Genomic DNA, 12,404 nt, shown 5'->3' with positions numbered 1-12,404 from the left:
TGCGCGGCATTTAGGCAAGCGACCCCCTCGCATATTTCAGCAGTATCTCATCGTCGGCCTCGATCTCGGCTGCGGCCTCCGAATGAGTCTCGACGGCGCGCCGCACGTCGTCCTCGATTTGTTGCCATTTGTCCCTTGCCGCCGAACATATGACCCATAGCTCCCTCGTCCTGGACGCCGCCATCTCAGCCTCCTCTTGAGCGATTTGGGTATCATCAAGCATCTGCCGTCTGGAATTGATCTCAGCGGCAAGTTGTTCAGTGTGAAGGCGGTGACGGTCGAGCGCTGCGCTAGACAAGTTGTCGAGTGACATCAGATGCTGATAGAGCGCTGCTTCTTTTCTTGAACAATGTTGCTGTATCATTGCAAGCTCCCTAGAGGCATTTTGTACGGCTGAGGCGGCCACATCGCGCTGGGCTTCCTTCTTGGACAGCTCGCCAAGGGCACGACGCTCTTGCATTTCCTTCAGAAGCCGTAACCTCGAAGACTGAATCCAGTTTACGCGGTCAGACGCGACATCCATGCGACCGTCTCCTCGAAATCTGACGCGTCATCTTCGCTCTGGCGCAGAAACTCCCTCAGTTCGTCGATTGACGCGACAGCCCGGTCAGTCAGGGGATCTCCACCTGGCTTGTATTCGCCAACATTGATCAAGAACTCGGTCTCGGCATAGCGCGACAGGAGCTCGCGGAAAATGGATGCTGCCTTGCGATGTGTCCCCGAAACGACTGCATCCATGACGCGGCTGCGACTCTGCAGCACATCAATAGCGGGGAAATGCGATCGCGCCGCAATAGCGCGTGAGAGGATGACATGGCCATCGAGAATACCACGCGATTCCTCGGCGATTGGATCACCCGTGCCATCACCCTCTACAAGCACCGTATAGAAGGCCGTGATTGAGCCCCGCTCACCCATGCCGGCGCGCTCGAGCAGGCCTGGCAGCATGCCAAAAACGGAAGGAGGAAAGCCCCGTCGCGTCGGCGGCTCACCCGCAGCAAGGCCTATTTCGCGCATAGCGCGGCAGAAGCGCGTCAGCGAATCCAGCATGAGAGCAACGCGTAGGCCTTGATCTCGGAAATATTCCGCGAGCGCAGTCGCCATCGGAGCGCATTGCGCACGCTCTACCGCCGAGCGGTCGGATGTTTCAACCACGACGACTGTACGGAGAAGGCCCTCTTCACCAAGATTCCTTTCGATGAATTCACGAACTTCCCGTCCACGTTCGCCTATGAGCGCCACTATGACGACGTCAGCGGCGGCACCCTTTACGATCTGTGACAACAGCGTCGACTTGCCACCACCTGGCTCGCCATAAATCCCGATCCGCTGGCCCTCGCCGCACGTCAGCAGACCATCGAGGACACGGACCCCAAGCGGGAATGGCCGCTCAATCATGCGCCTCGTCATCGGATTGGGGGCTCTGCCATGCAGGGGCCGAGTTTCGACGGTCTTGATTTCGCCTTTGCCGTCCAATGGGCGGCAACGACTGTCGATCACGCGACCGAGCAAATCGCCGCCGACGGGCACCTCACGCATTCGGCCAGTGGCCACGACCTCTGCGCGGCTGGATAGGCCCACCAAGTCCCCGATCGGTGTCAGCAATACACCATCACCCGACAGGCCGATCACCTCGGCCTCGAGCGACAGCCCGGTTCGCGGGTCCTCTAGGAGGCAAAGTTCCCCAATACGAGTGTCTGGCAAGACGGCATGAACCAGTGTGCCGATAGCCCGCGTGATCCGACCGCGCACCGCACGCGTGTCAATTCGCTTGGCCGCAGCCCTCAAAGACGAGATTGCTGGAACGAGAGCTCGAGTGTCGGCGTCAGCGTTATGTTCTGGGACGGGCTTTCTCATAGCTCGCCTTTCTCACAGAGCGTCCCGAAACCAAGGCGCAGCGCGCGCATCTGGGCGTCAAGTCCAAGGTCAACATTGCCGTACTCGCTCCACAGCACGCAGCGTTGCGGCGACAATGTCGGGTCGGGCTCGATCCGCACCCTTGGTCGACCATCCTGGCCGTCGCATCGAGCAAACTCTCGTGCAAGCATGTCGACTTGCATGGGAGAAACATGAAGGCAAACGTCGGCGCCGCTGTATTGACACTCTATGGCGTGACGAACAGCCCTCACCAATAGCTCGCCCGGATCGAAAGCGCCGATAAGATCGCTCAATATTTCCATCACGAGCTGCGGCAATTCCTGCTCCAGAGCCGCCTTTCGTCGCGCGATTTCGGAGATTGTCTCCGCAATCAACCCTGCCATCTCCTCGGTGCCTGCATTCGAGCCCTCCATGTGGCCGCGCGCCCACGCCCGCTGGTAAACCGCGCGTGCCCAGTTTCGAACGCGCTGCCGATGCCGTTCTGCCGCGGCAAGGGCTTGCGCGGCGCTGTGCCAGGTTTCGAGCTCGCTCGCGGGTATCAGTGGTCCGACTGGACGCATCTGCGGCGCTATTGGCCCCTCGGAAAGTTCGACTGTCATTTCACCGGGGTCTCTGTCTCAAAATGAGCTACTACAAGTGAAAGCAATTGGCCGGCGGCGGTCCAATGCTCAGGTGCTGGAGTCTCCGCGGCAGTCCCCTCGGGCAATCGAAGAAGCACGCGGTTACGCTCGGTAGCTGAACTGTCCTGGAGCCAAGCCCCAAGACATGCGTGTCCATCGTATTCGATTTGCTGAGCGAGTTTTTCTGGGTCCGAGATCAGTCTTTTGTCAACAGCATGCAGCAGGTGTCGGATTCCGAATGCGTGTGCCTCCACGCCGATGCGTTTAACAAGGATGGCAAGCTCAGGCTGAGAGACAAACGCGACCAGCGAACGGGCATGCCAGATACTACCAGCAAGAAGGGCCGCTCGATATGGATCATGCCCGCGTAGAAGGTCCGGCCTGCAGCCGATGTGGTTCAGATCCACGTCATCGTTGCCCAGCAATTCTGCCAGCCTTGGATGCAGTCTGGAACACTTCTGCAACTTCACTAACGTTTCGGCCGATAACGCTGGATCAAGACGCGCCGCAAGACGGGTTGGATGGGCCGAAGCCGCAAGCTCGCTCGCGCCCGGAAAGTGCGGACCATCAGGTCGGGCGGTCTGTATAGGCATTGGCAATGAGATGTCACCCACGTCCAATTGCAGGCATTCTTTTGCGAATGGCCTCGACAGCAGAAGCATCCCGGCGCCCCTCGACCTTGGAAACGCCGGTTGATTGCTTGCGCCGACGCGTAACAACGCCGATCAAGAGATAACAGGCCACGCCGAATACGGCTGCGGCAAAACCTGTTACGGTCGCCAGAAGTGGCGCAGGAAGAGGTAGTGATGCTTGTGGCAAGACAGCAGTCGGATCGGGCCGTTGCTCGTGTGCGGACCGTTCTACCGGCACCAAAACCACTTCCACCTTATCGTAGGACAGGCCTTCGATGCTGTCGGCTACAAGCATCTTTATCTTTGGCAGCAGAGCCGCGACATTTGTTTTTGCGTCGTGCCTGATAAACACCGAGGCCGAGGATGGCGTGGCACCGGCTCGCACAAGGTCGTTATGCGGCAGCACGACGTGAACACGTACAGAAAAAACGCCATCGATATCGCTGATCGTCCGCGACAACTCTTCGCTCAGGGCATACACGTAACGGGCACGCTCTTCGGTCGGCGAGGCAATCAGGCCTGATCCTTGGAATATCTCACCGAGGTTCTTGAAGGATTGGCGCGGCAGCCCCTTGGCGTTCAGAAGGTTGATTGAGAAGGCGAGCAGCTTTTCGTCAACCTGGATCGTGCTGGTTCCATCCTTGGCGACCACCCGGATCGCGGCGACCCCGTTGTCTTCAAGAAGTGCGAGCATTTCATTTGCCTCACGCTCTTGCAATTGCGTGTAGAGGTCGGCTTTGCAAGCAGTGAGGGCGACGAGAACTGGCAGCATGACAAGTCTAACCGACCGCCACCCTGACAGGCCACGCATGATTTCGCCCTCGGCCAAGCCAATCATGCGCGCGGTTCAGCCTTCCTTCAAAAGTTTATTCACGGATGATGTGACGCCGCTGACGCCTTTGGAGATAAGCGCCACCTGGGTGACGCCGTTGTAAACATCCCGAAGACCAGCCATCATCGTTTCGAAGTCTTGCCCTTGTTGGGGAATGCCCGAGATTCCGGTTCCCGCCTCACCTGGAACGGGAAGCTTCTGCGCCGGTCCCGGTAGAGCGCCCTTCGAAAGGGCTATGTCATGGTCGAGCGCGGGGAAGGAAACAGTGTTGTGTGGATATAGGGAGGAAATCGTCTGCAACACGCGATCGCCCATGCCGCTCGTCGGCGCAGCCGCGCGCTGAACATCCATCGCCGCAGCAACTGGCGCCGCACTCGCTGGCCCCGCGGCGGCATCGTTTTTCAGCGAGTCGGCTGCATGCCCTAAGGCGCGCTCAAACTGGGCCTGCTCGACAATCGACGGTGATCCGACCCTGGGGAGGCCAGCCGTTAGAGTGGCAGAGATCGACGTGACAGGCATCATCATGTAAGGACTCGGTTGCTCTCTCTGACCGGGCGAGCCCCGCCCATTCATCACCCGGTGTCGGCGCAACACTCCTAGGGGGGCAAGCTGACAACAAGCTGACTAACGGCGGCGTCATTTCGACAATCTAAAATCTCTTCGGCAATTTAGTCACTTGTGATGATTTCAGCGTTTGGTTTATCAGTGCGACATGCCGAGAACGCTTATCCAACCCGTCACCCTGCATGTTTTGAGACTTCTTTGTGCCGGGTTTTTTCTGTCCACCGGGATTCACCCGGCGCATGCAGTCCCGCTGTCCCTTCCGGCGACACCCTATAGATACACGGTTCTGGATCAGGAGCTCGCTGCAGCGTTGCAGGAATTCGGCAACAACCTGAATATCAGGGTCAACATCAGTCCTGCGGTGAAGGGGCGAATTCGCGGACGTATGCCTGATTTGCCACCGCGCGCGTTCCTCGACCGCTTGACGAACCTTTACGGTCTACAATGGTACTATGACGGCCTTGTGCTCTATGTGTCTGCTGCACAAGAGTCGCAAACTCGAATGCTTTTGATGACGTCGATTCGCTTCGATGCGTTCAAGGGGGCTCTCGACAAGCTTGATATCTCCGACGAGCGCTATGTGGTCAAACCCGTGCCAGGCAATGGCCTCGTCTTCGTTTCCGGTCCACCGCGCTTCGTCGCACTCGTGGAGCAGACCTTTAACGGCTTGGTGGCGCAGGCGCAGGCGCAGACTCACATAGCGGCAACGCCAAAGGAATCAGTGCTGATCTTGTTTCGCGGCTCCTCCACTACGGTCGTTCGCGACGGACGACCGGATGCTTCTTATTCTTCTGACATCCCACAACAGGATAGCGTTGGCGGGAAGCCTGAGCTGGGCAAGAAATGAACATTGAGGATTTCCCGCAGCTCTGAAGAACATGACTGCGGCTACCCTTTTGTGAACTCTTCGCAAACTCGTCAGTTTCTCGAAAGCTAATCCGCTCATGATGAGTCCCGGCAGCTCTCGCGGTGACTCCGGCCATTGTGTTGGACCGAACCTTGGAGCCGGCCCGGAACACAGCAATTGAAGGCAGGGCAGGCGCATTCGTGACCTGCCGACGCTTGGAATTGTCGAATTTTGTGAAACGCAAGGGATCTTCTGTCGGGGTCTCTTGTGGGGATTTCAACGTCACGTCTGAGGATGCATAATGTCGGCCAGTAATCTTTCAACTTTCTACCGCTCAAATTCGCTACAGTCCGCAAGGGGTTGGCCGGGCCTGAAAGTTTCCCATTTTGCGACCCAGCATCAGCAAAGTGCATCGTGCTTCGAAGCGATGCTGTCCACTTGTGTGCTGGCAGACAAGCCCGGCTCTTTCGCGCAAGGGGATCTGCCAGCGTCGAATCTTGATTCGACAATGGATAAATTGCGGCAGGACCCTTTGGGCCATCTGGCACCGGATGTCTTGACATTGAATGGCTTGGAGCAACACCCACTGGATCAGCTGCCGCCAAATATGAGGGCGGCTCTCAAGGAGGACCAATCGCAACGCTCCAAGGCGACTGAAGCCCAACATCTGCTCGGCGTCACTCCGAAGATCGAGCCGGCTCCCAGGGCGAGCCCCGGAATCACGTGGAACGGTGGGTCGCTGACCACGGCTGAGTTGCAGATTGTTGCGGTACTCAACCGTCACAAGGACCAATGCCCGCTTACTTGGAAGTCGTTGACCGACAAAGCCAATGATCCCTCTACGCCACCGGATCTTAAAGCGGCGATCCAGGGACTGCAGCAGGATTCGGGACTTTTTTATGCGATTGGCTCGCAGGGCGACGGCCGCTGTGGAGGCAAGATCAACGCCAAGGACTTGGCCGGATTTTCAAACCACCACCCACAAGTTGCTGCATTTCAGGAAGCCCAAGCGCGAAGCTACGAGCAGAACTACATACCATCCGACGGCAGCGGAGGTTTGCAGCCTTCGGTCATGACCTTGAGCGATGCCTTGCGGGAGTTTTACCGGTACTCCGAAAATCTGTCCAAGGACCTGAGTCTGGATGAGTTCAAGAAAATGGTCGGCGGCGAATCGAAAAACGGCAAATTTCCGCCCCAGGTCATTGCGGCGGCGCAATATTTCCTCGATCACCCCGATGCTTGGAACCAGTTGTGCGGTGGCTCGAAAGGGAAGATGCACAAAGAGGATTTCCTGCAAGTCGCCTCATCGTCGATGAGCCTCACGCAAACTGAGCTGAATACGGTCGAGATGATCAAGGACCATCAGGACACGTTCTTTGGAAGCGGTGTTCTGACTCGCGACAAACTGGCGAAAATGAAAGACGACAAGAGCCTTGATCCGAAAGTGCGGGAAGCAGCCTCTCAGCTCCTTTCAGATCCTCTTTTGTTTGGCCTCCTGAACAATTCGATCACGGGCTATAAGACCCATCATAAATTCTTCGACTTTGGCGGCGGGCATACGGTTGATTCCGGCAATATCAGCAAAAAAGACTTTGCCCATTTTTGCACAAACATGTCGTCTGCGAACCGCAACGTTCAGCAGCCAATCACCCACGGCGCCCAAACCGCAGAAGAGCAGAATGCCGTCGCGGACATGAAGATGGGCCTGATGGACCAGCCTGACATTAAGTCAGCCAAAAAGAACGGCGGGGCCGTCATGCACGTCGTCGACTCCGTGCTCAAAATCGAGACGAAAGTGCTCGACTTGGCGGCAACGGCGGTGGGACTGCTCAGCTTCATTCCGGGCCTCGGACAAGTAGCCGATCTTGCCTCGATGGTTCTCGAGGCTGAGTCGCAAGCAGCCAATCTCCTGCGTACGGCCATTAATGGAGGCGATATGAAGCGAGCGCTGGAGGAAGCTGGCCTCAATATGGCCGCGCAGGCGATCGGCCTTATCGCAGGCCCCGAGGTCAAGCTGGCCATTCGAAATGGGCTCGTAAAGCACCTGATGGAAGAGGCCTTGGCGGCAGGCATTGATCTTTCGGTCTCGACGGCGCAGGACTACGCAGAAGGCTATGTGAATAACCTCAAAGCGCGCCTTGCAGGCGGCCCTGAGCAAAGCCTAGGCCTTCCGAGCATGCCATCATTCCAGAGTGTGGCAAGCAATGTGCCCTTCGTCGGCATTGCCTTATCCTAGCCGTCGCCTTGCGCGGAAGCTTTGGCTCGCGCGCTGACATAAGGGTCATTGTGGCACAAGCAGGGGTTCATCCGCATCAACGCAAGCGGTGTTCCTGACGCCATCTGGATCGGACTGTGAGGGGGATGTCCGAAGTCTGTGAAGGCTTCGGTATATGACGACTTCAGAGTTACGCTGAGCCCAGCCATCTCGAGCCGGTGCGCCGGGTCGAGGTTTTCACGGGCGCCGGCCGGTAGCGGGAATGGTCTCCGGAAGGCACGGCGCGGATGGTGGCGGAGCGGCGCAGCCGAAGGAACGGCTGTCGCGCGCCCAGGGCGGCCTCCCGAACAGCAGACGATGATCTCCTGCCTTGGGCCTATATCCTTGTGCCCACGCTCAAGGCAGTCGGCTGAAAACAGCGCTGATTTAAAACAGCATTATCCTGCACTGCACCCTCGATCCTTGCGCTCACCGATCGCTCGTCGACACGCACGCGGTCAAGTCGTTATCGGCGCTATGCCGATGGGCTTCGAGAGCAAGGTGGACGCTGAGCGGTGCGTCAGCCTCAGGGCGCGGCTGGCCAGCTTTGGGTCTCACGCTCTATGACGGCAACACCCGGCTGATCCACTTGGCCTGTTCGCGGGCTCCCGGCAGCGGCGCGGAAGCCACGGTCCGCCTTCCTCGGCTTCAGGCCAAAGATACCGCAGCATGCTCCAGAGCTATGTCTGCCGCCTTCGCCCCATCGTCGCTGGTCATGTGGAAAGGACAAGCAGGCTACGCACCCTATAATCCCGTCGGGCAGGATTCGACAGTCGACGGCGAGACATTCGCCAAACCTCCCCCTTGATTCTCAGCAACGTTAAAAAAAATTCACATAATGTTCGTGAGTGTAGTCTCCTGTCAGGTGGTACATTAGCCCCAATATCTGGCGTCTTAGTCGTAGAAAGGACTGTGATCTATCTTCCATTAGCATCCATACCAGCGGATTTACAGCAAATGACGAGAGAGGTCTCATGCGGATTGATGGGGATAGAAGGGCTAGCGGCTTGCTGCATCCCGTCCGGGTTGATGCCAACCAATGTTGACACTGGTAAATCGCCTAAGGACGGCAGCGCATCTTGATCGCCTTCGAATCCTGGGCCTTTGCGCGCATGCGGATCTAACCGTCGGCGAGCTGGCCGATATTACCAGTCTGCCTCGCGAGCAGGTTCGACGCCACGTTCGGCGGCTGGTCAGAGCCAACTTTCTTTGCTGCAACGAACAACGTCCGCAGTCTTCGTACCATATGCAAGCAGGAGGCAAGGATGGCGGGCTGGCTCAATTGGTGGTCGATCTCCTGCCCCACGATGATGGCCATCATAAAAGAGACCTACAACGCCTGGAAGCAATACAAGACGCGCGGTTGAAGGGACCGCCTGCTTGATCGTGAAATAGATCAGTCCAAATGGAGCGCGACTACCATGGATAACTCCGCCGGCGGCGCCATCGCGCAGCCCGACACTTACGGGCGGCCTCACTTAGCCGCCGTCGACTCCCGCGTTCACGAACTGCTTCTAAGACAGGAGCGTCAGGAGCGGACAACTCTCAAACTGATCGCCTCCGAGAACTTTGCCTCCTCGGCGGTGTTGGAAGCGACCGGGTCGATTTTCACCAACAAGTATGCCGAGGGATACCCCGGTGCGCGCTACTACGCCGGAAACGAGATCGTCGATGAGCTTGAGACCCTCGCGATCGAGCGCCTGAAAGCGCTATTTGGCAGTGAACACGCCAACGTCCAGCCTTATTCAGGCTCGCCAGCCAACCAGGCTGTCTATCGCGCGCTTTTGAGCCCCCGTGACAAAGTCATGGGCTTGCCTTTACCCGAAGGCGGCCATCTGACTCACGGTTGGTCCGTCAATTTTTCCGGCAGCGATTATCAGCGCGTCCCGTACAGGCTGCACGAAAAGACACAGCAAATTGACTATGACCACTTGCGCGAGACCGCCAAGCGGGAACGCCCGAAGCTAATTTGGGTCGGCGGAACTGCTTATCCGCGTATTTTTGACTACGCGGCCATGGCCGAAATTGCTTCGGAGGTGAACTCGTATCTGGTGGCTGACATCGCCCACATCTGCGGCCTGGTTGTCGCAGGAGTGCATCCGAACCCCGTGTCCCATTGCGATGTGGTCACCAGCACCTCTCACAAGTCGATCCGCGGTCCCCGGGGTGGCTTCATTTTATCAAGGAATGAAGACCGTTATCAGCCCCTCCATCATCCGAAGAGCAAACACAATCTGGCCAAACGTATAGACCGCGCCGTGTTCCCTCTTCTGCAAGGCGGACCGCACATGAATACTATCGCCGCGCTTGCCGTCGCTTTGCAGGAAGCAGCGAACTCGTCCTTTCGTGTCTACGGTCAGCAGATCGTCCACAACGCCAAGGCTCTGGCCCAGGCACTTCTGGAGCGAGGTTATGAACTCGTCACCGGGGGCACTGACAATCACATGCTGATCCTTGATCTTCGGGACCGGTCGCTGTCAGGCAAAGCCTATGCGGAGCGCTTATCGCGTGCAGGCATCATTGCGAATTTCAATATGGTCCCGGGCGACCGGCGGCATCCGGCGCTGACAAGCGGCATCCGCTTAGGGACACCAGCGGTGACGTCCATGGGCATGCGCGAAACGGAGATGGTGCAGATCGCCGCTTTCATCGACTCGGTCTGCCGCCAGCCCGATGACCAGGAAGTTCATGCGAGCGTACGAAGAGACGTTGCCGACTTCTGCACTGCGTTCGATGTTCCCGGCATCCCCGACCGATAAGCCACCCCAATCCAGAAACTCCTCACTAACTCCAGCACTTGAAGCGAGGGCATTTTTATGACCAGGCAGTTCGTGTTCTCTTCCGAATCCGTCGGCGCGGGACACCCCGATAAGATGGCAGACAACATCTCCGATGCCATTCTCGATGCGGTCCTGCGCACCGATCCGAAGGCGCGCGTCGCCTGTGAAGTGTTGGTGAAGACGGGGATGGTCGTTGTGGCTGGCGAGATCACCAGCCATGCCCACATCGATTACAGCCAAGTCGCCCGCGATACGATACTCGATATTGGCTACGACGATGATGCGATTGGCTTTGATGGTCGACGTTGCGCCGTCGTTCTGGCCCTCACCGAGCAGTCGCCCGACATAAGCCAGGGCGTTGATGAAGGACGAGGGCAGGATCTCGGGCAAGGGGCAGGGGATCAGGGCATCATGTTTGGATTCGCATGCAACGAGACGGATACATTGATGCCCCTGCCGATCCAACTCGCTCACCATTTGACGAAAAGACAGGCCGAGGTCCGCAAAGCGGGACAGCTTGGCTGGCTGCGTCCGGACGTGAAATCTCAAGTGTCGGTACGCTACGAAGGGCTCCGCCCGGTGGCGCTGGATACCATAGTCCTGTCAACGCAGCATGACGAAGCGGTCTCACAAGCCACGGTCCGCGAAGGCGTCATTGAGGAGATCATAAAACCGGTCCTGCCGGCCCACCTGGATACTTCGGGGATCAGATTTCTGGTCAACCCAACAGGGCGGTTCGTGGTCGGTGGGCCTGCCGGCGACTGCGGCCTCACAGGACGGAAGATCATCGTCGATTCCTACGGTGGGACCGGGCGTCACGGCGGCGGTGCCTTTTCGGGCAAGGACCCATCCAAGGTTGACCGCTCGGCGGCCTATGCCGCCCGGTATGTCGCGAAGAACATCGTTGCCAGCGGCCTTGCGGAGGTCTGCGAGGTTCAGCTTGCCTACGCGATCGGCGTGGCCAGTCCGGTTTCTGTCATGGTCAATACCTTCGGAACCGCAAGGATCGAGGAAAAAAGGATCGAGCGCCTTGTTCTCGAGGTTTTCAATCTCCGACCGAAAGGCATCATCAAGATGCTTGATCTCTTACGGCCGATATACCGCAAGACGGCGACATACGGACACTTCGGGCGTGAAGAGCCTGAGTTCACTTGGGAGAAGACGGACAAAGCTGACGATTTGCTGCGTGAAGCCGGACCGGCAGCTGCGTGAGGGCGGCTGGATCAAGCGCATGCGGCAACCCATTCCAACTCGCGAGACCACGCCCGGCCGGCGTGGCAAGAAGCCGGCTCGGGTTTTGGCGGAGATTTTGATGCCGGATTATGACGTGCTTTGCATCGGCAATGCCATTGTCGACATCATCGCCCAGTGCGACGAGGAATTCCTCGAGACCAACGGCATCATCAAGGGCGCGATGAACCTCATCGACACACAACGCGCCGAACTGCTCTACAGCCGCATGGGTCCGGCGATCGAAGCGTCCGGCGGCAGTGCCGGCAACACGGCGGCCGGCGTCGCCAGCTTTGGCGGCCGCGCGGCCTTCTTCGGCAAGGTCTCCAACGATGCGCTGGGCGAAATCTACGCGCACGACATTCATGCACAGGGCGTCGCCTTCGACACCACGCCGCTCAAGGGCGAGCCGCCGACGGCGCGCTCGATGATCTTCGTCACCCCCGACGGCGAGCGCTCGATGAACACCTATCTCGGCGCCTGCGTCGAGCTTGGCCCTGAGGATGTCGAAGCCGACAAGGCGTCCGGCGCCAAGGTCACCTATTTCGAAGGCTATCTGTGGGACCCGCCGCGCGCCAAGGAGGCAATCCGCCAGACGGCGAAGCTGGCGCACGCGGCAGGCCGAGAAGTGTCGATGACGCTGTCGGATTCGTTCTGCGTCGACCGCTACCGCGACGAATTCCTCGACCTGATGCGCTCGGGCACGGTCGACATCGTCTTTGCCAACAGCCACGAGATCAAGTCGCTCTACCAGACATCGTCGTTCG

The 12,404-nt window shown here is 58.4% G+C and carries 12 protein-coding genes; 6 read left to right on the top strand and 6 right to left on the bottom strand.

What is annotated here, in order from left to right:
• Window positions 1–10: 10 nt before the first annotated feature.
• Genes NP503_RS31445 through NP503_RS31420 form a run of 6 tightly spaced genes read right to left on the bottom strand, consistent with a single transcriptional unit; the run spans window position 11 to window position 4,487 of the window.
• Window positions 11–523, bottom strand: a complete 513-nt coding sequence (locus NP503_RS31445) for a hypothetical protein (RefSeq protein ID WP_032899688.1) — start codon at window positions 521–523, stop codon at window positions 11–13.
• On the bottom strand, window positions 499–1,857 hold the full coding sequence (sctN, locus tag NP503_RS31440; RefSeq protein ID WP_024505372.1) for a type III secretion system ATPase SctN: 1,359 nt from the start codon (window positions 1,855–1,857) through the stop codon (window positions 499–501). The genes NP503_RS31445 and sctN overlap by 25 nt, the downstream gene beginning before the upstream one ends.
• Window positions 1,854–2,477 carry a type III secretion system stator protein SctL gene (sctL, locus tag NP503_RS31435; protein ID WP_024505371.1) on the bottom strand — a complete coding sequence of 208 codons (624 nt, stop codon included), beginning with the start codon at window positions 2,475–2,477 and terminating at the stop codon, window positions 1,854–1,856. The genes sctN and sctL overlap by 4 nt, the downstream gene beginning before the upstream one ends.
• Window positions 2,474–3,112 (bottom strand): nodulation protein NolU, encoded by a 639-nt coding sequence (locus NP503_RS31430; protein WP_335930789.1) that lies wholly within the window; start codon window positions 3,110–3,112, stop codon window positions 2,474–2,476. Before NP503_RS31430 ends, sctL begins: the two co-directional genes overlap by 4 nt.
• Window positions 3,105–3,968: a type III secretion system inner membrane ring lipoprotein SctJ gene (gene sctJ, locus NP503_RS31425; RefSeq protein ID WP_127248569.1), complete on the bottom strand. Its 864-nt coding sequence runs from the start codon at window positions 3,966–3,968 to the stop codon at window positions 3,105–3,107. The genes NP503_RS31430 and sctJ overlap by 8 nt, the downstream gene beginning before the upstream one ends.
• Window positions 3,969–3,977: 9 nt before the next feature.
• On the bottom strand, window positions 3,978–4,487 hold the full coding sequence (locus tag NP503_RS31420; protein ID WP_024505368.1) for a nodulation protein NolB: 510 nt from the start codon (window positions 4,485–4,487) through the stop codon (window positions 3,978–3,980).
• Window positions 4,488–4,674: 187 nt separating this feature from the next.
• On the opposite strand from NP503_RS31420, the gene NP503_RS31415 reads away from it, so the two are divergent.
• The 6 genes from NP503_RS31415 to NP503_RS31390 form a co-directional block, all read left to right on the top strand.
• Window positions 4,675–5,373, top strand: a complete 699-nt coding sequence (locus NP503_RS31415; RefSeq protein WP_024505367.1) for a secretin N-terminal domain-containing protein — start codon at window positions 4,675–4,677, stop codon at window positions 5,371–5,373.
• Between the two features lie 301 nt (window positions 5,374–5,674).
• Entirely contained in the window at window positions 5,675–7,609 is a 1,935-nt protein-coding gene (locus NP503_RS31410) for an HrpF/NolX family T3SS translocon protein (protein WP_127267847.1), read from the top strand.
• 1,057 nt (window positions 7,610–8,666) lie between these two features.
• A complete protein-coding gene (locus NP503_RS33480) occupies window positions 8,667–9,011 on the top strand; it encodes a helix-turn-helix domain-containing protein (RefSeq protein WP_084831489.1) in 345 nt (114 codons plus the stop codon).
• 37 nt (window positions 9,012–9,048) lie between these two features.
• The gene (gene glyA / locus NP503_RS31400) at window positions 9,049–10,386 is read left to right on the top strand and encodes a serine hydroxymethyltransferase (protein WP_063169266.1); all 1,338 of its coding nucleotides are present in this window, start codon (window positions 9,049–9,051) and stop codon (window positions 10,384–10,386) included.
• Between the two features lie 57 nt (window positions 10,387–10,443).
• Window positions 10,444–11,619 carry a methionine adenosyltransferase gene (gene metK, locus NP503_RS31395; protein WP_063169265.1) on the top strand — a complete coding sequence of 392 codons (1,176 nt, stop codon included), beginning with the start codon at window positions 10,444–10,446 and terminating at the stop codon, window positions 11,617–11,619.
• Between the two features lie 100 nt (window positions 11,620–11,719).
• Window positions 11,720–12,404, top strand: a 685-nt coding sequence (locus NP503_RS31390) for an adenosine kinase (RefSeq protein WP_164749431.1), incomplete at its 3' end; no start/stop codon positions are given.

This window comes from Mesorhizobium sp. SEMIA396 (assembly GCF_024518615.1).
Lineage (GTDB): Bacteria > Pseudomonadota > Alphaproteobacteria > Rhizobiales > Rhizobiaceae > Mesorhizobium.
Note: the sequence above shows the minus strand (reverse complement) of the source record. Positions and strands in the feature narration are given on the sequence as shown.